Origin of the sequence: Mesorhizobium sp. B2-8-1 (assembly GCF_006440955.1) — a bacterium.
Lineage (GTDB): Bacteria > Pseudomonadota > Alphaproteobacteria > Rhizobiales > Rhizobiaceae > Mesorhizobium.
In genome coordinates this window covers 235,276-255,177 of sequence record NZ_VFTX01000005.1, presented here as the reverse complement: position 1 = coordinate 255,177, position 19,902 = coordinate 235,276, and the positions used below count along the sequence as shown (strand labels likewise).

The 19,902-nt window shown below is 61.1% G+C and carries 22 protein-coding genes; 16 read left to right on the top strand and 6 right to left on the bottom strand.

What is annotated here, in order from left to right; translation table 11 throughout:
* Nucleotides 1-130 precede the first annotated feature (130 nt).
* Nucleotides 131-859: a Crp/Fnr family transcriptional regulator gene (locus FJ428_RS15750; RefSeq protein WP_140879704.1), complete on the top strand. Its 729-nt coding sequence runs from the start codon at nt 131-133 to the stop codon at nt 857-859.
* Between the two features lie 2 nt (nt 860-861).
* Here the strand turns inward: FJ428_RS15750 and FJ428_RS15745 are convergent, their stop codons facing one another.
* Complete coding sequence (locus FJ428_RS15745) at nt 862-1,272, bottom strand: hemerythrin domain-containing protein (RefSeq protein WP_140562004.1); 411 nt, start codon at nt 1,270-1,272, stop codon at nt 862-864.
* 252 nt (nt 1,273-1,524) lie between these two features.
* Here FJ428_RS15745 and ccoN point away from each other — a divergent pair, with 252 nt between their 5' ends.
* The 11 genes from ccoN to FJ428_RS15690 all read left to right on the top strand — a co-directional run bounded on the left by ccoN (nt 1,525) and on the right by FJ428_RS15690 (nt 12,418).
* Complete coding sequence (gene ccoN, locus FJ428_RS15740) at nt 1,525-3,135, top strand: cytochrome-c oxidase, cbb3-type subunit I (protein ID WP_140879703.1); 1,611 nt, start codon at nt 1,525-1,527, stop codon at nt 3,133-3,135.
* Between the two features lie 11 nt (nt 3,136-3,146).
* Nucleotides 3,147-3,878, top strand: coding sequence for a cytochrome-c oxidase, cbb3-type subunit II (gene ccoO / locus FJ428_RS15735; protein ID WP_140879702.1), 732 nt, complete (start codon nt 3,147-3,149; stop codon nt 3,876-3,878).
* Nucleotides 3,879-3,889: 11 nt separating this feature from the next.
* Nucleotides 3,890-4,039 (top strand): cbb3-type cytochrome c oxidase subunit 3, encoded by a 150-nt coding sequence (locus tag FJ428_RS15730; RefSeq protein WP_140522798.1) that lies wholly within the window; start codon nt 3,890-3,892, stop codon nt 4,037-4,039.
* 2 nt (nt 4,040-4,041) lie between these two features.
* Nucleotides 4,042-4,905 carry a cytochrome-c oxidase, cbb3-type subunit III gene (gene ccoP / locus FJ428_RS15725; protein WP_140879701.1) on the top strand — a complete coding sequence of 288 codons (864 nt, stop codon included), beginning with the start codon at nt 4,042-4,044 and terminating at the stop codon, nt 4,903-4,905.
* A 175-nt stretch (nt 4,906-5,080) separates the two neighbouring features.
* Complete coding sequence (gene ccoG, locus FJ428_RS15720; protein ID WP_140879700.1) at nt 5,081-6,640, top strand: cytochrome c oxidase accessory protein CcoG; 1,560 nt, start codon at nt 5,081-5,083, stop codon at nt 6,638-6,640.
* Nucleotides 6,637-7,134, top strand: a complete 498-nt coding sequence (locus FJ428_RS15715) for a FixH family protein (RefSeq protein WP_140879699.1) — start codon at nt 6,637-6,639, stop codon at nt 7,132-7,134. The genes ccoG and FJ428_RS15715 overlap by 4 nt, the downstream gene beginning before the upstream one ends.
* Nucleotides 7,131-9,419 (top strand): cation-translocating P-type ATPase, encoded by a 2,289-nt coding sequence (locus FJ428_RS15710; protein WP_140879698.1) that lies wholly within the window; start codon nt 7,131-7,133, stop codon nt 9,417-9,419. Before FJ428_RS15715 ends, FJ428_RS15710 begins: the two co-directional genes overlap by 4 nt.
* Complete coding sequence (gene ccoS, locus FJ428_RS15705; RefSeq protein WP_140879697.1) at nt 9,416-9,586, top strand: cbb3-type cytochrome oxidase assembly protein CcoS; 171 nt, start codon at nt 9,416-9,418, stop codon at nt 9,584-9,586. The genes FJ428_RS15710 and ccoS overlap by 4 nt, the downstream gene beginning before the upstream one ends.
* Nucleotides 9,587-9,651: 65 nt before the next feature.
* The gene (locus FJ428_RS15700; RefSeq protein ID WP_181167306.1) at nt 9,652-10,005 is read left to right on the top strand and encodes a BON domain-containing protein; all 354 of its coding nucleotides are present in this window, start codon (nt 9,652-9,654) and stop codon (nt 10,003-10,005) included.
* Nucleotides 10,006-10,389: 384 nt separating this feature from the next.
* Nucleotides 10,390-11,496, top strand: coding sequence for a copper-containing nitrite reductase (gene nirK / locus FJ428_RS15695; RefSeq protein WP_140879695.1), 1,107 nt, complete (start codon nt 10,390-10,392; stop codon nt 11,494-11,496).
* Nucleotides 11,497-11,548: 52 nt separating this feature from the next.
* Complete coding sequence (locus FJ428_RS15690; protein ID WP_140879694.1) at nt 11,549-12,418, top strand: SUMF1/EgtB/PvdO family nonheme iron enzyme; 870 nt, start codon at nt 11,549-11,551, stop codon at nt 12,416-12,418.
* A 58-nt stretch (nt 12,419-12,476) separates the two neighbouring features.
* Here FJ428_RS15690 and FJ428_RS15685 read toward each other — a convergent pair whose 3' ends face one another.
* Both FJ428_RS15685 and FJ428_RS15680 read right to left on the bottom strand, forming a co-directional pair.
* Nucleotides 12,477-13,652, bottom strand: coding sequence for an NnrS family protein (locus FJ428_RS15685; RefSeq protein WP_140879693.1), 1,176 nt, complete (start codon nt 13,650-13,652; stop codon nt 12,477-12,479).
* A gap of 94 nt (nt 13,653-13,746) precedes the next feature.
* Nucleotides 13,747-14,184 (bottom strand): pseudoazurin, encoded by a 438-nt coding sequence (locus tag FJ428_RS15680; RefSeq protein WP_140879692.1) that lies wholly within the window; start codon nt 14,182-14,184, stop codon nt 13,747-13,749.
* A gap of 151 nt (nt 14,185-14,335) precedes the next feature.
* Here FJ428_RS15680 and FJ428_RS15675 point away from each other — a divergent pair, with 151 nt between their 5' ends.
* A complete protein-coding gene (locus FJ428_RS15675) occupies nt 14,336-15,037 on the top strand; it encodes a Crp/Fnr family transcriptional regulator (protein WP_140879691.1) in 702 nt (233 codons plus the stop codon).
* A 2-nt stretch (nt 15,038-15,039) separates the two neighbouring features.
* Here FJ428_RS15675 and FJ428_RS15670 read toward each other — a convergent pair whose 3' ends face one another.
* The 3 genes from FJ428_RS15670 to FJ428_RS15660 form a co-directional block, all read right to left on the bottom strand.
* Entirely contained in the window at nt 15,040-15,255 is a 216-nt protein-coding gene (locus tag FJ428_RS15670; protein ID WP_140879690.1) for a DUF1858 domain-containing protein, read from the bottom strand.
* A gap of 160 nt (nt 15,256-15,415) precedes the next feature.
* Nucleotides 15,416-16,111, bottom strand: coding sequence for a VIT family protein (locus FJ428_RS15665; protein WP_140879689.1), 696 nt, complete (start codon nt 16,109-16,111; stop codon nt 15,416-15,418).
* A gap of 4 nt (nt 16,112-16,115) precedes the next feature.
* Nucleotides 16,116-16,634, bottom strand: coding sequence for a cytochrome b/b6 domain-containing protein (locus FJ428_RS15660; protein ID WP_140879688.1), 519 nt, complete (start codon nt 16,632-16,634; stop codon nt 16,116-16,118).
* Nucleotides 16,635-17,337: 703 nt separating this feature from the next.
* On the opposite strand from FJ428_RS15660, the gene FJ428_RS30665 reads away from it, so the two are divergent.
* The 3 genes from FJ428_RS30665 to FJ428_RS15645 are packed head-to-tail and all read left to right on the top strand — an operon-like array spanning nt 17,338 to nt 19,896.
* Nucleotides 17,338-17,640: an FMN-binding protein gene (locus FJ428_RS30665; RefSeq protein WP_224518962.1), complete on the top strand. Its 303-nt coding sequence runs from the start codon at nt 17,338-17,340 to the stop codon at nt 17,638-17,640.
* 4 nt (nt 17,641-17,644) lie between these two features.
* Entirely contained in the window at nt 17,645-18,388 is a 744-nt protein-coding gene (locus tag FJ428_RS15650; protein ID WP_140879686.1) for an FAD:protein FMN transferase, read from the top strand.
* A complete protein-coding gene (locus FJ428_RS15645; RefSeq protein WP_140879685.1) occupies nt 18,385-19,896 on the top strand; it encodes an RnfABCDGE type electron transport complex subunit D in 1,512 nt (503 codons plus the stop codon). Before FJ428_RS15650 ends, FJ428_RS15645 begins: the two co-directional genes overlap by 4 nt.
* The last annotated feature ends 6 nt before the right edge of the window (nt 19,897-19,902 follow it).

The following is a 19,902-nucleotide window of genomic DNA, read 5'->3' as shown; positions in this document are numbered from 1 at the left end:
CTGCTCACGAGAGGCAATAGCCGCCTTGATTTCGGTCAAAGCCCGTCGGCTGCGGACAAACTGCCGCAAGCGCCTTTTTCTTGGCTCGATGCTATATCGTGACAGGACTTTGCGTCCGCGGAAGACCACGATGACAGTGCGTCAGGATGTACACAGCGCCGGCATTCCCGTGCTTTGCCAATCATGCGAAGCGCGCCACCATGGCGTTTGCGGCGCGCTCGACCCTGAACAACTGGTGGGTCTCGCCAAGACCTCATCGAAACATACGGTTGAACCGGGCGCGGAATTGATTGGCGAAGCCGAGACGGTCGGGAGTTACTCGAATGTGCTTTCCGGCGTGGTCAAGCTCACGAAAAGCCTCTCGGACGGACGCCAGCAGATTGTCGGGCTTCAATTTGCTCCCGATTTTCTGGGACGGCCTTTCAAGGTAGAAAGCGCGATCAACGCCGAAGCCGCTACCGCAGTCTCCCTGTGCTCGTTCCCAAAGGCGGCCATCGAACGGATGATGAAGGAATCGCCGGGACTGGAGCATCGTCTCTTCAAGCAGACGCTGAACGAACTCGATGATGCCCGCGACTGGATGGTGACGCTGGGCCGCAAGAGTGCTTCGGAAAAGGTGGCGAGCTTCCTACTCATGATCGCCAGGAACATCGATCCCGCGCTCGACCCCGCCGCCCAGTCGACAAGTTTCGAGCTACCACTGACCCGCGCCGACATCGCCGATTTCCTCGGTCTGACGATCGAGACTGTCAGCCGTCAGCTGACCCGGCTGCGATCGGACAACGTGATCCGTATCGAGAACAATCGGCATGTTGTTGTCGATAGCCTGCACCGGCTACAGCGCCGCTCCGGCGCCTAGAATCAACCGACGATCCCAATCATCGGCAGGACATGCTCGCGCTCAAAGGCGATGTGGCGGCGCACGCTTTCGAAGAAGCCGCGCAGCATGAAACCAACCGCTTCGGCATTGTCGATGGTCTTGCCATGGCCGATCGCCAGCAGAATTTCAGTCACCTCGCCGGCAAAGCATTCGTCCTCGACATGTTCGGCGCGCAATCGCCGGGTGGAATCGAGGTTGGCGTCGCGGCTGTTCAAAGCAGCCTCGTAGGCCGGGAAGATCATCGTCTCTTCGTATCGATGAATGTTTCGCAACAACGGGACGATCGCGTTTGCCGTGCTTAGGCATTTCAAACGGTCAACCTTCGGCAACGTGTCTGCTATCCTTTCGAGAGCATCACACAGCTGCAGCTTTTCGAGGTGCGCACGTTTCATCACCGCGGCCGGAAGTACCTCTCTCCCAGATCGAATCGCAATTATCGAACTTTCGCGGCTTGTTTCGGACAGCGACGATCCCAGCTCCTTCTCCCTGTTCAACGGCAATCTCCCGATCCTTGTGAAATCAAGGCTGCCCAATCCAAAAGCAAATGACTTTGACATGGATCAAGGCGGCGACGAAGCGACTGCTGAATTGGTGTCGATGCGGATTGATGTCCGCGCATCAAAATCCGAGGTCGGGGATATGTCATGAAGTTCGGCACACAAATCTTCGCATTAAGCCTTTTCACATTCGCGGCTCTGGTGGCTGCCGGCTTCGGCGTGGACGTGCCGTTCCGGCATCATATGTGGGTGCTGTTCTTTGTGTTGCTAGGCTTTGTCGGCATCCTCATCCGCAACACGAGCTTCGAAGCTGCTGCTCCAATCGATCCGTCGGCTTACATGGATGGTCCGATCCGCTACGGCGCCATCGCCACGATGTTTTGGGGTGTCGTCGGCATGCTGGTCGGCGTCGTCATCGCGCTGCAGCTTGCCTACCCCGATCTCAACATCCAGCCCTGGTTCAATTTCGGCCGCTTGCGGCCGCTGCATACCTCGGGGGTCGTCTTCGCCTTCGGCGGCAACGCGCTCTTGTGCACATCATTGTATGTCGTGCAGCGGACCTGCCGCGCCCGCCTCTTCGGTGGCGATCTCGCCTGGTTCGTCTTCTGGGGCTACCAGCTCTTCATCGTCATGGCCGCGACCGGCTACCTGCTCGGCATCACCGAAAGCCGCGAATACGCCGAACCCGAATGGTATGTCGATATCTGGCTGACCATCGTCTGGGTCGCCTATCTCGTCCTGTTCCTTGGCACGATCCTGAAGCGCAAGGAACCGCACATCTATGTCGCCAACTGGTTCTACCTGTCCTTCATCGTGACCATCGCGATGCTGCACGTGATCAACAACCTGTCGATGCCCGCCTCGTTCCTCGGCTCCAAGAGCTACTCGGCCTTTTCCGGTGTCCAGGACGCCCTGACGCAATGGTGGTACGGCCACAACGCCGTCGGCTTCTTCCTCACCGCCGGCTTCCTCGGCATGATGTACTATTTCGTGCCCAAGCAAGCGAACCGGCCGGTCTACTCTTATCGGCTGTCGATCATTCACTTCTGGGCGATCATCTTTCTATACATCTGGGCCGGGCCGCATCACCTGCACTACACCGCCCTGCCCGACTGGGCGCAGACGCTCGGCATGGTTTTCTCGATCATGCTGTGGATGCCGTCATGGGGTGGCATGATCAACGGCCTGATGACGCTGTCCGGCGCCTGGGACAAGCTTCGCACCGATCCCATCATCCGTATGATGGTGATGGCCATCGCCTTTTACGGCATGTCGACCTTCGAAGGCCCGATGATGTCGATCAAGGCGGTCAACTCGCTGTCGCACTATACGGACTGGACCATCGGTCACGTTCACTCCGGCGCGCTCGGCTGGGTCGGCATGATCTCGTTCGGCGCGATCTATTACATGGTGCCGAAGCTGTGGAACCGCGACCGGCTCTACTCGCTGCGCCTCGTCACCTGGCACTTCTGGCTGGCGACACTGGGTATCGTCGTCTACGCGGCGGTCATGTGGGTGTCCGGCATCATGCAGGGCCTGATGTGGCGCGAATACGACGAGCAGGGCTTCCTGGTCTACTCCTTCGCCGAAACGGTCGCTGCCATGCACCCCTACTACGTCATGCGCGCCATGGGCGGAGCCATCTACCTCTCGGGCGCCCTGATCATGGCCTGGAACATCACCATGACCATCCTCGGCCACCAGCGCGAGGAGCAAGCAATGCCGGGCTCCATTCCCGCCCTTCAGCCTGCCGAATAAGGAGCCAGACCATGGGCTTGATGGATAGACACGCAATCATCGAGAAGAACGCCACACTTCTTCTCGTTGGCTCCCTTCTTGTGGTGACCGTCGGCGGCATCGTCGAGATCGCACCGCTCTTCTACCTCGACAACACGATCGAGAAGGTGGAAGGGATGCGCCCCTACTCGCCGCTCGAACTTGTCGGGCGCAACATCTATGTGCGCGAAGGCTGCTACCTCTGCCACAGCCAGATGATCAGGCCGTTCCGCGACGAGGTCGAGCGTTACGGCCACTACAGTCTGGCTGCGGAGTCGATGTACGACCACCCCTTCCAGTGGGGATCCAAACGCACCGGGCCGGATCTCGCCCGCGTCGGTGACCGCTATTCGAATGCCTGGCATGTCGCGCACCTTGCCGACCCACGCTCGGTCGTGCCGGAATCGGTCATGCCGAGCTATGCCTTCCTGAAGGACGCACCGATCGAGGTGAAGGACTTCTCGACACATCTGGTTGCGAATGCGCGCGTCGGTGTCCCCTATTCGGATGACATGATTGCCAACGCCAACGCCGATCTGAAGGCGCAGGCCGACCCGAATGCCGATACCTCCGGCCTCGAGAAACGCTATCCCAAAGCCAAGATCGGTGACTTCGACGGCGATCCGCAACAGGTCACCGAAATGGATGCCCTCGTCGCCTATTTGCAGATGCTGGGCACGCTGGTGGATTTCAAGAACTACGACGAAGCCGCCGGCTACCGCTGAGGAGGTTATCCATGGATTACAATTTGATGCGGGAGTTTGCTGACAGCTGGGGTTTGGTCGCCATGGCGCTTTTCTTTGTCGGAGCAATTGTCTTTGCCCTGCGCCCCGGTAGCCGCAAGCTGGCTGACGAAGCTGCCCGGATTCCCCTTGAGGACGAGTGATCATGAGCGACGAGCACATCGACGAAATCTCCGGCGTCTCAACCACTGGCCATGAGTGGGACGGCATCCGGGAGCTGAACAACCCGCTTCCGCGCTGGTGGGTCATAACCTTCTACGTCACCATCGTATGGGCGATCGGCTACACGATCGCCTATCCGGCATGGCCGCTGCTGCACTCCGCGACAACCGGTGTGCTCGGCTATTCGAGCCGCGAGGATGTCAAGAACGAGCTGGCGGCGGCCGAGGTGTCGAAGGGCAAATATGTCGCGGCGGTGGAGTCGAAAACCGTCTCTGAGATCGCCGCCGACGATGCCTTGCGCGAATTCGCGGTCGCTGCTGGTGGCGCCGCATTCAAGGTCAACTGCACGCAGTGCCACGGTTCCGGCGCCCAAGGCTCCAAGGGCTTCCCCAACCTCAACGACGATGATTGGCTGTGGGGCGGCACGGCCGAGCAGATCCAGCAGACGATCACGCATGGCATCCGCTTTGCGACTGATGCAGAAACGCGCTTGTCGGAGATGCCAGCCTTTGGCGACATCATCACCGCCGAGCAGATCGCACAGGTCAGCGCCTACGTCGCCAGCCTGTCCGGCAAGGTCCGCGATGCCAGCCTGGTCCAGCCCGGCGCCAAGGTCTTCGCTGAAAACTGCATCGCCTGTCATGGCGACAACGCGAAAGGCAACAAGGAACTCGGCGGACCCGACCTGACCGACGCGATCTGGCTCTACGGTTCCGGCGAGACCGCCATCGCCGACCAGGTTCGCGCACCCAAGCAGGGCGTCATGCCAGCCTGGGGAGCGCGTCTCGGTGAAACCAAGGTCAAGGAACTGGCGGTCTACATCCATTCGCTTGGCGGTGGAGAATAGGAAGCGGGGACCTATTCTCAACCTTCACCTTCAAGGCGACGAGGCCGGCCCTGCCGGGCCTCGACTCTTTTCCGGGGCGCGCAGATTGACCTGCATCAACGCGGGCAGGTCTACCCGGCGGCATTGTTGCCTGACGCAGTCAAATCACCGTCTGCGTGTAGAGCGGAGAAAGTCGTTGCTGGACAATACGCAGGTAGAACGGCTGGAAGCCGAGGCGGTCAATTCCGCCAAGACTCGTCAGCCCCTTTATGCCGCGCGCAAGAAGATCTTTCCAAAGCGCGCCTCGGGCAGCTTTCGCCGCTTCAAATGGCTGGTGATGGCGATCACGCTTGGCATCTACTATCTGACGCCGTGGCTGCGCTGGGATCGTGGTCCGTTTGCCCCCGACCAGGCCGTACTGCTCGACGTCGCCAACCGGCGCTTCTACTTCTTCTTCATCGAGATATGGCCGCAGGAATTCTTTTACGTGGCTGGCCTTCTGGTCATGGCCGGAGTCGGTCTTTTCCTGATCACCTCGACTGTCGGCCGTGCCTGGTGCGGCTATACATGCCCTCAGACGGTTTGGGTCGATCTGTTCCTCGTCGTGGAACGCGCGATGGAGGGCGACCGCAACGCCCGCATGAAGCTCGATGCAGGACCCTGGACCGCGCGAAAGCTGATGCTGCGCGCATCGAAGCACGCGATCTGGCTGGTCATCGGTGCGGCGACAGGCGGCGCCTGGATCTTCTATTTCGCCGACGCACCGATGCTGGTTGGCGAACTTTTCACCGGTACCGCCGCGCCTGTCGCCTACATCACCATCGCCGTGTTGACGGCGACCACCTACACGTTCGGCGGGCTGATGCGCGAGCAGGTCTGCACCTATATGTGCCCATGGCCGCGCATCCAGGCGGCCATGCTCGACGAGAATTCGCTCACCGTCACCTACAATGACTGGCGCGGCGAACCGCGCTCGCGTCATGCGAAGAAGGTGCAAGCATCGGGGCAGTCCGTCGGCGACTGCGTCGACTGCAATGCCTGTGTCGCGGTCTGCCCGATGGGGATCGACATTCGCGACGGCCAGCAGCTCGAATGCATTACCTGCGCGCTGTGTATCGACGCCTGCGACGGCGTCATGGACAAGCTCGGCAAGGAGCGCGGGCTGATCTCCTACGCGACGCTCTCCGACTACAACGCCAACATGATGCTGGCGACCGCGGGCGGCTCCAGTTCAGTCAATCCGTCACTGGTCAGGACTGCCGTCGGCACCTTCTCCGATCAGGTGGCGCATTTTCACATTCGCAAGATCTTCCGGCCGCGCACCTACGTCTACATGGGCCTGTGGTCGCTGATCGGGCTGGGCCTGCTCTATTCGCTGCTGACGCGCGATCGGCTCGAACTGAACGTGCTGCATGACCGCAACCCCCAGTTCGTCACGCTCTCCGACGGGTCCATCCGCAACGGCTATACCGTCAAACTGCTCAACATGATCCCCGAGCCAAGGACAATCGTCGTCACCATGCAGGGCCTGGAGGGTGCCGACATGCTCGTCGTCGGCGACGACATTCCGGCCGGCCGGTCTTTCGCCACCCCGGTCGAGCCCGACCGCCTGAAAACGTTGAAGGTCTTCGTTCGCCAGCCGGCGGACCAGATCCACGCCCCGGCACAGACCTTCAAGTTCCGTGTCGAGGACAGAGCGAGCTTCGAGTCGAACGAGTACACCGCAACATTCAATGCGCCAGAGGCCGCCAAATGACCGCCAATGCCCAAAAGCCTCGCGAATTCACCGGCAGGCACATGCTGGCCATCATTCTCACCTTTTTCGGGGTGGTCATCGCGGTCAACCTGACAATGGCCACGCTCGCCAATACGAGTTGGACCGGCCTCGTCGTCGAGAACACATATGTGGCCAGCCAGCAATTCAACAAGGAGGCCGAGGCCGGCCGCGCCCAAGCAGCGCTCGGTTGGACCGGCAAGCTGACCATCGCATGGGGCGAGGTCCGCTACAGCCTCTCCGACGCTGCCGGCAAGCCAGTTCCCCTGCACGGCGTCAAGGTCCTGTTTCGTCATCCCGCCTACGAGAAAGAGGACGAGTCCGTCACGCTCGCCCTCGCCTCCGGCCCGGAGTTCGCCGCGCAGCACATGCCGAAGGACGGCGTCTGGATCGTCGAGATCGACGCCGATGCCGGTCTGAATAAGCCGTACCGCGACGTCCGTCGGATCATGATCTCCCATGGAGCGCTGCAATGAGCTGTTGTGCACCGGGCGCTGAAATGGCGCTGGATCTGAAGGGCGCCACGTCGGTCCTGCCATCCAGCCAGGAGATCAGGTTGGCGAGCCGATCGCTTGGCGACAATCTTCGGCAGACCGACCTTTCAGTGCCGGCGGTTCATTGCGCCGCCTGCATCCAGACGATCGAGGCGGCACTTGGAAAGCTTGATCACGTCGAAAGCGCGCGCGTCAACCTGTCGACGAAGCGGGTCGCGGTCCGGTGGCGTGGAGACGAGGTGCCACCCTTCGTCGCCGCGCTTGGCAGGCTGGGCTACGAAGCGCATCTGTTCGCACCCGAGGTCGACGACAAGGACAAGACGCTTGCCGAACTGATCCGCGCCGTCGCTGTTGCCGGCTTTGCCGCGGGCAACATCATGCTGCTTTCGGTCTCGGTCTGGTCCGGCGCCGAAGGTGCTACCCGCGACCTGTTTCACTGGGTCTCGGCGCTGATCGCCATTCCTGCCCTCGCCTTCGCCGGCGGCATCTTCTTCCGCTCGGCCTGGAATGCCTTGCGTCATGGCCGCATGAATATGGACGTGCCCATCGCGGTCGGTGTTTCGCTCGCCTACGCCATGAGCCTCTACGAGACGATCAATCATGGCGACCATGCCTATTTCGACGCGTCGGTATCACTGCTGTTCTTCCTTTTGATCGGACGCACGCTGGATCATGTGATGCGGGAGCGTGCCCGGACTGCCGTGAAAGGCCTGTCTCAGCTGGCCGCGCGTGGCGCCATGGTGCTGCGCGGCGATGGCGCGCGCGACTATTTGCCGGTCGGCGAGATCGAACCAGGCATGCGGTTGTTGATCGCGGCCGGTGAGAGGATCCCCGTCGACGGCAAGATCATCCAGGGAACGTCGGATCTCGATTGCTCGCTGGCCTCAGGCGAAAGCACGCCGAAAAACGTGGCGCCGGGCGAAGCTGTACAGGCCGGTGTGCTCAATCTTACAGGCCCGCTGACGATCGAGGCGGCAGCCGCCGCAAAGGATTCGTTCCTGGCGGAAATGGTCCGGTTGATGGAGGCCGCCGAGGGCGGCCGCGCGCACTATCGCCGTATCGCCGACCGTGTTTCGGCGCTTTATGCCCCTGTGGTCCATCTCACCGCGTTTGTGACATTCCTGGGCTGGATGGCGGCGACCGGCGACTGGCATCGGGCGATGACGGTCGCCATCGCCGTTCTCATCATCACATGCCCGTGCGCGCTTGGCCTCGCGGTCCCGATCGTGCAGGTGATCGCCGCAAGGCGCCTGTTCGAGAACGGCATCATGGTCAAGGATGGCTCGGCCATGGAACGCCTGGCAAGTGTGGACATTGCGGTGTTCGACAAGACCGGAACGCTGACGCTTGGCCAGCCCCGGCTCGTTAACGCGCCGTCCATCGATCCCGCCATGCTGGCAGTCGCGGCCAACCTGGCGGCGCACTCGCGTCATCCATATTCAAAGGCTATTGCGGGTCTTGCCGCTAGCAGCAGCCAGCACAAATTCGATAAAGTAACCGAGCATCCGGGATTCGGAATCGAGGCCACCGACGCGGGAAGCATCTGGCGGCTGGGTCGACGCGGATGGGCGGGCTGGAAGGCTCGAACTGGCGGTGAAGGCAAACATGGCTACGGCGGAACAGTCCTGACGGAAAACGGGATGATTGTCGCATCCTTTGTTTTCGAGGATGCGGTGCGCGTCGGCGCCAGAACAGCCATCGACCAGCTGCACAATGCTGGTCTGTGCGTGGAAATGCTGTCGGGCGACACCGCCAAAGCCTGCTCGGAGGTTGCGGACGTTCTGGGTGTCGATGACTTCGTTCCCTGCCTGCTGCCGTCCGGCAAGGTCGAACGCATCGAGACCCTGGCGAAAGACGGGCACAAGGTTCTGATGGTTGGCGACGGGCTCAACGACACGCCGGCGCTGAGCGCTGCGCATGTCTCGATCGCGCCAGCCACTGCCGCCGACATTGGCCGCAATGCAGCCGACTTCGTTTTTCTGCGCGAAAGCCTCCTGGCGGTCCCACTGGCGCTTGACGTCTCGCGTCAGGCAGGACGCTTGATCCGGCAGAACATCGTCATCGCGATCGTCTACAATGCGGTCGCGGTACCGATCGCCGTCCTCGGGCACGTCACGCCTTTGATAGCGGCGATCGCCATGTCCGCCTCGTCGCTGATTGTGATTGGCAATGCGCTGCGGCTGCGCTCGTCGGAGCCAATTTCACCGGCCAGGAATATTCGCCGCGAAAGACTGTCCAACGCCAACGAACTGGTCGGATCGTCATGACCACTCTCACCTACCTCATACCCGTCGCGCTTTTCCTTGGCGCACTCGGCCTGTCCGGCTTCCTGTGGGCGTTGAGAAGCGGTCAGTACGAGGATCTCGACGGCGCGGCGGAGCGCATTCTCATCGAACGCGACGACGGCGCGGAGAATGCCTCTCGTTCCAAGTGACTCAGATCAAGGCGCCGCGTGTCGCGATGTCCCATAATCGTCTGACTAAAAATCTGGAGGTGAGCATGCAAGCCGAAGCCATTGTGCCGATTGTCGATCGGGAAAGGGTCGTCGGCATCATCACGCGAACTGATTTGCTGCGCGTCCTGATCCGCACCATGTCGAAACAGGGCACCACGCCACCCGATGACGACCTGATCCGCAAGGCTGTACTTGCCGAACTGAAGGGACAAACGTGGAGCGATGGTGACTTGATTGATGTGAGGGTCAGCGACGGCGTTGTCGAACTGACAGGGGCGATTGTCGACGAGCGTCAACGGAAGGCAGCGGTCGTTGCGGCGGAGAACGTTGCCGGGCTTGGGCAAGTCAAGGACAGCCTCTTCCTTACAAAATCGTACTCGGTCATGATGGTTTCGTAGCTGCGAAAAAGCGGAGACGCAAAGCAGAGTCCATTGGGTTCTCCTTTCCTCCCACATCCTTCGACATGAGGCCGTCGGCAACTTTCCTCCTGCATATAGCGCTCGTCATGCCCGGCACAAAGATCGCGAGGGGGCCGCCGCGAGAATTCTGATCATTTTGAAAAACAAAAGCGGCCGCTGATCTTCAGAAAGCCGCCGGTGACTTCGCAGCGTTGCAGATAACTGCGACACGAAACTGCTGCATCTCAAATTTCGCTCAGCGCCGCATTCCGAGGGCTGTTGTTGCTGCGATTAACGTCTACAATTTGCGCCAGCGCAAAGAAACGCTGCGTCAGATCAGCTAGGTTCTGCTCATCCGCAACGGTTGAGAGACAGGAGACTGACATGATCACGCGACGTGAAGCTCTGTTCGGGGCAGCGATTGGCGCTGCCGCCGTGGCAGCACTGCCTGCATTTTCGGCACCTGTGACAAAGGCGGACATTCGAGGGCTCGCCCGCGAAAAGATGAAGCTCGTCGCACCGCCGTTCGTGCATCCGCACGATCAGGTCGCCAAGGGTGGACCCAAGATCGTCGAGTTCACCATCACGATCGAGGAAAAGCCTCTTGTCATCGACGCCGACGGCACGACGCTCAATGCGATGACCTACAACGGCTCGATCCCCGGCCCGCTGATGGTCGTGCATCAAGACGACTATCTTGAGCTGACGCTCATCAATCCCGACACCAACTCACTCGCCCACAACATCGACTTCCACGCCGCGACGGGCGCTCTGGGCGGCGGCGGTCTCACGCTGATCAATCCCGGCGAACAGGTGACCTTGCGCTTCAAGGCAACGCGGACGGGAACGTTCGTCTATCACTGCGCGCCTGGTGGTGCGATGATCCCTTGGCATGTCGTCTCCGGCATGAGCGGCGCAATCATGGTGCTGCCGCGCGATGGGCTCAGGAACGACAAGGGCGAGCCGGTCAAATACGACAAAATCTTCTACATCGGCGAGAACGATTTCTATATTCCGCGCGACGAGAAGGGCAATTTCAAGAGCTACGAATCGGCCGGCGACGGTTACGATGACATCGTCAAGGTCATGCGCGGGCTGATCCCGACGCATGTCGTGTTCAACGGCAAGGTCGGATCCCTGACCGGCGACAACGCCATGAAGGCGAAAGTCGGCGAGACCGTGTTGATCGTCCATTCACAGGCCAACCGCGATACCCGGCCGCATCTGATCGGCGGTCACGGCGACTATGTCTGGGAACAGGGCAAATTCGCCAACCCGCCGGCCAAGGACCTGGAAACCTGGTTCATCCGCGGCGGCTCTGCGGGCTCGGCGCTCTATACGTTCCTTCAGCCGGGTGTTTACGCCTACGTCAATCACAATCTGATTGAGGCTGTGGAACTCGGAGCAACCGCTCACTTCATGGTCGAAGGCGAGTGGGATGACGACCTGATGACGCAGGTCGAGGCGCCCAAACCCATAGCCACCAACTGACGGCACTCCAATTTGCCCGGACAGCGTCGCTGTCCGGGCATGGACAAAAGCCATGTCTCTTTTCATCCTGAAGGTCCTGCCGGTCGCCTTGGCCGCCGCTGCTGTTCCGGTAGGGCTGTCGCTACAGGCGGTCTTCGGCGAACTACACCCCCACCCCATCGCTATGACGGTTGTCTTGCTTTCCGGTTCGATCATCTATCCGACTCCGGGCGAGTTCCTGAAAGAGGGACGCCCGCAAGGCAATCCCCGCCTTGAGCGGCAACTCGACAGACCTCTCGAAATCATGGCCTACCAGGTCGGCGCGGCCGACTATGCGGACTGCGTGTCGGCTGGCGGCTGTCAGCCAGCTCAGGAGACGCGCGCGATCCCGAGCAAAGCTCCCGTCACCGGAGTAAGCTATCTCGATGCGAATGCCTACGCCCGGTGGTATTCGGAAGTGACCGGCGACCAATGGCGACTGCCATCCGACGAAGAGTGGGCCTTTGCCGCTGCTGAGCGGTTCGCAGGCGAATTCGAGGGTGTCGAAAACGACGCCAGCAACCCCGCCAGACGATGGCTCACCAGCTACAAGGCCGAGGTGGACCTCAATCGCAAACCGGACCCGATGCCCAAGAGCCGTGGCTCGTTTGGTTTCAATTCCCTGGGCCTCGCCGACTTTTCCGGCAACGTCTGGGAGTGGACCTCGACCTGCTATGTCCGCACCACGTTGGCTGCAGATGGAGGCGGTGGTGCGAGCTCGGTCGACAATTGTGGCGTCCACGTCCTTGAAGGGCTTCACAGAGCCTACATGTCGAACTTCGTCAGCGACGGGAAAAGCGGAGGCTGTGCTGTTGGCACGCCTCCCGACAATCTTGGATTCAGGCTAGTCCGGGACCATCGAGGGTGGGCGAACCGTTTCCTCGGCCACCTCGGCATTGCGTGAAAAAAAGAGCAGCGGCTGCTCCATCGCGTTTCGACTGTCGCCTGCTCCCCCCGTCGCCTCACCGTCCCTTTGGCATCATCAATGCGGTTCCGTAGATCAGGGTGAAGCTGGCAAATGCCGCCACCCATGCGGTGCCGGCCATGTCGATCACCACGTCATAGGGCACGAAAGCGGCCAGGATTCTCAATGGTCCCGCCAGAAGCACGGCCGCGAAGATGAACAAGGCGCCTTTCCCGGCCTTGAGCTTTTGCCCGGTGTGCCCAAGCGTCGCGCGGATCATCACGGCAAGCGTCATTGAACCTACCGCACCAGTGCCGAGCGCGTGAAGTCCTGCCGCCGCTGGCACGGCATCGGGAAAGAAGATCGACGACGAAACCAGGGCAAGACCGATCGGCACGAAGGCATAGGCAAGATGGAGAACCAGCACCAACGGATCCCGCAATGTGCGCTCGCCGGCCCAGCGCGACAGACGCCACGCCTGGCAGACTGCCGCGACCGCCATAAGCGTTCCTGAAGCGCCGTGGTCGGGAGCGAACGTCCACGCTGCCAGCGCCATGGCTGAGATGACAAGCGATGCGATGTCGAAACGCTCGAATGGGGCCGGCAGCCTGCCCGGATTTTCGCGGACGAGCCAGTTGCGGGTGAAGCTTGGAATGATGCGCCCACCGATCAGCGAGATGAGCATGATCGCCGCAGCCATGCCGAGCCTGCGGCTGATGTCCGATATGCCTTGGCTGTGCGCCTCGATATGGAACGCGCCATTGGCGCACGCCAAAACAGCAAGCGGCAGCAGCACCTTGAGGTTGCGCCAGTTGCGTCCCGCGACGATTTCGCGTGCCGCCGCCGCAGCGACCGCCAGCAGAAAAGAGCCATCGACTACAGCGGCTGTTTGCCAACCGATATCCGCCGAGAAGAAGACAGCGGCGCGTCCGGCAAGCCACAAGACAACCAGCGCCAGCAGCGGCAGGCCTTGCAAGGGGAGCCGGCCGGTCCAATTGGGGATGGCGGTCAGCAGGAACCCGGTCACGATCGCCGGCAGATAGCCGAACAGCATCTCGTGAATGTGCCAGTCGACCGGAACAAAAAGACTGTGGGCTTGGAGTTCGCCCGCATAGATCGGCAGCCAGAGCAGAATCGAGAGCGCGGCGTACAGGGACCCAAGGAAGAAGAAGGGCCTTAACCCATAGGAAAGAAAGGCGGGGCCGGAATAGCGCCGCAAACGTGGTATTGCCATGACATGCATCCTCAAATGAAACGGGCCGGATGAACCGCCGCCTCGGTTCTTCCGGCCCGTGTCTGCCCCTCTGGCTGGCGGCTTCGTGTGGTGATCAGTTGGCGGGAACCTGGGTAAGCAGATCAGCGAACACTGTCTTTGCCTTACCGGGATGCTTGACCGCCTTGGCGGCTTCGAGATTGACCGGCTTGCCGACGACAATCAGCGCCACCATGCCCATGCCGTAATGAGGCGCGCATTTGACGCCGTAGACGCCCTCCTTGGTCAGCGTAACGGTGATCTCCTCGCTTGGCTTGCCCTTAAAGGGCTCGGCGCCGTCCGGAATCATGGCCTTGATCGACTCGGCATCGTGGGACTTGTCGGTCGGCACGAACTTGACGGTGTCGCCGGGTGCCGCCGTGACGAAGGCCGGCTGGAAGACCATGGCGCCTTTTTCGCCCTTGTTGAGCATCTGCACGACGTGCTCTTCGGCGCTTGCGCCGCCGGCGAGCGCGAGGAGGGAAATTGCGGCGGCGAGGATGGTGAGTTTCATCGATTTGTCCTTTGTCTCATGTTCGCGGCGTTGCGCCGTTCCATTCCATTTAGCCCGAGGCCCCTGTTCACAATTTGCGCTGGCGCAAACTCACGATAAGAAAGGTTGCCGCGCGATTGGCGCGGTGTCTTGAGGTCGTGAGGAATACCGTTTGGTTGCGCTGGACCGATCGCTGATATCGCAGCTGCCGCTCTTCCAGGGGATGACTCCCGAAGAGCAAAGCGAGATCCTGCGAAGCACTCGATCGTCACGCTATGCCAAGGAATCCGCAATCTTCGAGCAGGAGACCGAGGCCCATTCGTTCTTTGTGCTAATCTCCGGTCATATACGCGTCGTCCGCACCACGCCGGACGGACAACAGGTCATCGCTAGGTACATCAGTGAAGGCGAAATCTTTGGCGTCGCCGCGGCGCTGGGCCGGACAACTTATCCCGCCAGCGCCATCGCGGCGGTGGACTGCGTGGTGCTCGCCTGGCCAAATGCTCTGTGGCCGGATCTGGCGGGGCGCTTCCCCGTGTTTGGGGCGGCCACATACAGGACGGTTGGAACCAGGCTGCAGGAGACGCAGACGCGGGTTGTGGAGATGTCCACCGAGCAGGTAGAGCAGCGGGTTGCGCATGCGCTGCTGCGACTGGCAAACCAGACCGGCCGAAAGACCGACAGCGGCATCGAAATCGATTTCCCGATTTCCAGGCAGGACATTGCCGAGATGACGGGAACGACGCTGCACACCGTCAGCCGTTTGCTCAGCAAATGGGAAGACAATGGGATAATCGTCAGCGGACGCCAGAAGGTCACCGTGAAGGATGCGCATCGCCTTGTGGTTCTGGCCGAGAACCGGGACAAGCGCTGATCTCATTCTCTGCGGCGGACAGTCGCTTCCAAGTCGGCGATGAAACGGCTTTCATCGACGTGATGCTCAAGGCACGCTTCAGCCACAGTATGGAATGTGCCGATCGGGCAGCCAACGCAAAGCATCCTGTAGCTCAGCATGACTGCCACCGTTGCCGGCCATTTTCTCATGATCTCGTCGACAACCATGTTCCGACCGATCGAACTGAGTTCCTTCACGATGGCGTCTCCGCGATTTGCGAAGCCTCGTGATACATCCCGCTCGTGCCGCCTTCGTTGCGCTTTCGCAACTTCACAGAACTGGCGTTGAATCCTGGCGAGATTATTTGGGGTACGACAAGCGCCCATGGGAAGGGCCGGGATTAAGGTCGCAGGACCGTCAGATGGCAGTGCCAACGACGGCACCAATACCGGCGGTCAGCGCCATTGCCAGCGCCCCCCAGAAGGTGACGCGAACAGTTGCCCTCAACACATTGGCGCCGCCGGCTTTGGCCCCAATAGCGCCCAGAACCGCCAGGAACAGGAGTGAGGCAACAGACACCGTTGCGGCAAGCCAGGCGGCCGGCGAAACAAACACCATCGCCAATGGCATGGCCGCGCCAACCGAAAATGCAGCCGCGGAGGTCAGCGCGGCCTGGATCGGCCTGGCTGTAGTCACTTCCGAAATACCGAGCTCGTCACGAGCGTGGGCGCCGAGCGAGTCCTTGGCCATCAACTGGTCGGCGACCTGCAAGGCCAGCGTTGGCTCCAGGCCACGTTTGACATAGATCTCCGCAAGCTCCTGTCGCTCGAAGTCCGGCTGCGTCGCCAGTTCCCCCTTCTCGCGGGCAAGGTCGGCCTGTTCGGTATCGGACTGCGAACTGACCGAGACATACTCGCCGGCCGCCATGGACATCGCACCGGCGACCAGTCCGGCAACCCCAGCCACCAGAACATTGGAGGCCGCGGCATTGGCGGCCGCCACGCCAACGATCAGGCTGGCCGTCGAGACAATGCCGTCGTTGGCGCCGAGCACGGCGGCGCGCAGCCAGCCGACGCGCGATACGAGATGGTTTTCATTGTGCAGCCTGCCCATGTCATCACCGCGCGCGCCGTCCGGCAGGTCGCAGCATCCTGACCAGCACATCCGATTTCACATAGAAATGTTGCCACAGCGCCGCTGCGGCATGGAGGCCGACGACAATGATGATCACCGGCTTGGCGAGTTCGTGAATCTCGCCCATCGCCCGAAAGCTGAAGTACCAAGCCAGCGCCCCGGTAATCGGCATCCCGAAGATGAAAAGATACAGCAGGAAATGGGCGGCCGCGGCAATCCGCTTCAGGAGGACGCTTTCTTCGGGCGGCGTTTCCGGCACGCCATGCCTGAGACGTAGCGCAAACCTGCAGATCGCCAGCACCAATACTGCCAGACCGACATAGACATGAATGTTGGCGCTGAAGATGTCGCCAGCTGCCGGCTCGGTGCCGCGCGAGAACGCCCGGTAAGCCGGCTTGATGTCCTCGCCGATTACAAGCTGCAGGACGATCAGCACCGCGATTGTCCAATGCAGCACTATCTGGGTTCCGGTGTATCCGGCGGGCTCGTTGGCAACAGTCATAGGCAGCTACCTCGCTTGAGAGAACCTTCCTACCTCGCTGCTTATGCGACGATCTTGATCTAGGACAAGTCAATTTGCCTTCCCCTTGAGCTTTCGCGACTTCTTGCAGCTCGACCTCGGCTGACAGCCAGTTGTCAGCTTGGTCGTGGGATATTGCATCCGAAGCGGATGACCAGATGGATCGCCGTGCGAGATTCAACGTGGAAACACAATTGCGATGAAACAGATTGCCCTGTCACTTTTCGTCATCGCCACCTCTGGCGCTTACGTCTGGGATCAAGCCGGCCAAGAACCGGCAAACGATATGCTTGGCTCATCTGACATGCTTGGCTCAGCGCTGCCGGCCAACGCGCCAAAGGAGCCCGACGCGCAGTCGGCGGAACCGGCGCCCACCGTGGCGGCCCCGATGTCTCGGATTTTGCCGGCGCTCGACCCTCGGTTCAGAACAAGGTTTCCGATTGGCAGGGAAACGACGGCGGGCATAGCAGTTCCGGCCGAACGGCCAGATGATCCGTTCAAGCAGACAGCGGTTCCGGTCGCGCCCCAACCATCGCCAATGCGAACGGAACAGCCTGTGGCGCCGGCTGTCACTGATCCCGCGTCGTCAAGGCCTTCATTCGCCATAACTCCCGCCGTCTACATACCAGTCCCCCAGCCGAGGCCGGCATATCCGGATGCGCCCGCGCGTCTTGTTCCGGCGGGCATGAAGGTCGCCACACAGGGCTATGCCGACGGCGTTTACACCGGCCCGCCCGCTGATGCCTATTATGGCATCATCCAGATTCAGGCTCTCGTGCAGGGCGGACAGCTTTCGGCACTGAAAGTGCTCAAATATCCATCCGATCGCCGCACCTCCATCAGCATCAACAGGCAGGCGCTGCCCATGCTGCGCGACGAAGCGATCAGCGCCCAAAGCGCCAATGTCGACATCATTTCGGGCGCGACGCTGACTAGCCGGGCCTTTATCCAGTCGCTGCGCGGCGCGCTGAAGAAGGCATCGTCTTAGGCCCATGCGTGACACGCGTATTTTGATGGGCATGCCCATTACGGTCGACGTCGGCGGCGCGTCGAACCGTGAGCTGATCGAGAAAGTCTTCGGCTATTTCGAGCATATCGACCGGCGCTTCAGCACATACCGGGCCGACAGCGAGATCATGACCATCAACCGCGGCGACGTCCCCGTCGTCGAATGGAGCGGCGAGATGACCGAAGTGTTTGCTCTCGCGCGGCAGACGAAAGACGAGACCGACGGTTACTTCGATATTCGCAAGCCCGACGGATCGCTCGATCCATCTGGCATCGTCAAGGGCTGGGCCATCCGCAACGCGGCGGCCATCGTTCAGCGAGCCGGTATCCGCGATTTCTTCGTCGAGGCAGGAGGCGACGTGCAGTCCCGCGGCAAGAATGCCTCGGGCCAGGACTGGAGCGTCGGCATCCGCAATCCCTTCAACGCCGAAGAGATCGCAAAAATCGTCTATCCCCGCGGCCGCGGTGTCGCGACCTCTGGAACCTATGTCCGCGGTCAACACATCTACAACCCGCATGCAATTGACAGTCCGATCCAGGACATCGTCAGCCTGACCGTCATTGGCGCCGATGTGCTCGAAGCCGATCGTTTCGCCACCGCTGCCTTCGCCATGGGCCGGGACGGCATTCTCTTCATCGAGCAGAGGCCTGGCCTGGAGGGCTATGTCATAGGCACCAATGGCCGCGCCACGCCGACAACCGGGTTCCGAGCCCTTTGCCTGCCATGATCAAAACCATCGACCGATTTCTCGATCACCTGACCATGTACCGGCTGGTCCTCTACTATCTGATGGCGCTGGTCGGCTCGGCGCTTGTCCTCGGCTTTGCCAAGCTCGTGCCGCATGATCCGATTGCGCTCGCCTTCACAATGGCTTTGGCGCTGGCCGCCTGCTGGCTCACCAACAAGGTCTTTGCGCACGTCTTTGCGGTCCCGGCCAACAACGAGTCCGTCTACATAACCGCGCTCATCCTTGCGCTCATCCTCGATCCGGTAGCCACCACCGACATCAAGGGGATCGCGGCGGTGGCATTCGCGTCCGTCTGGGCGATTTCCTCCAAATTCATTCTCGCGATCGGCCGGAAGCACCTTTTCAATCCGGCTGCGCTCGGCGTGGCGTTATCCGGGCTGTTGCTCGACCAGCCCGCGACCTGGTGGATTGGCGGCAATCTGCCGTTGCTTCCACTCGTGCTGGTTGGTGGCGTGCTCATTGTGCGGAAACTGCGCCGGCTTGATCTTGTCTCGACCTTCGTTGTCGTGGCGCTGGCGACCATTCTGGCAACCAGCGACCCGTCGCAGTACGGGACTGCACTTGCGGAGACACTGGGCTCGTCGCCCCTGCTGTTTTTTGCCTTTGTCATGCTGACAGAGCCGCTGACGGCACCGACGATGCGATGGCCGCGCATCGCCTTTGCCGCCATCGTCGGCTTTCTGTTTGCTCCCAACATCCATATCGGCTCGTTCTATTTCACGCCGGAACTGGCGCTGCTCACCGGCAACCTGTTTGCCTATGCGGCGGGTCCCAAGGGACGCTTCGTGCTGACTTTGGAACGCATCGAGCAATCAGCCGTCGACAGCTTTGACTTCATCTTCCGTTCGCCGCGCAAGCTCGCCTTTGAAGCCGGCCAGTATCTCGAATGGACGCTTGGCCTCGATCGTGCCGACAATCGCGGCAACCGCCGCTTTTTCACGGTGGCCTCGGCGCCGACGGAGGAAACGGTCCGCCTCGGCGTCAAGTTCTATCCGCAATCTAGCGCCTTCAAGCGCGAGTTGATGACCATGAAGCCAGGCAGCACGATCCACGCCGCGCAACTGGCCGGCAACTTCACGCTGCCGGCCCAACGTGACACCAAGATCGCTTTCCTGGCTGGAGGCATCGGCATCACGCCATTCCGCTCGATGCTGCAATATCTGCTCGACCGCAAGGAGCGGCGACCGATCGTCATCCTCTACGGAACCGAGGGACAGCAGGACATCGCGTATCGCGACGTGCTTGGCGCTTCCAGGCAGGAACTTGGCATCAAGACGGTTCACGCTGTGGCGCAAGGGGGTGAGCGCGGGCAGTATCCCGGCTACATCGACGAGCGCCTGATACGTCTGGCCATACCCGACTATCTTGAGCGCACTTTCTACATTTCCGGCCCGCAAGCGATGGTCAAGGCGCTGCGTCAGAAGCTGCTGGCCATGGGCGTTCGCCGTTCGAAGATAAAGGTCGACTACTTCCCGGGTTTTGCCTGAAGCACG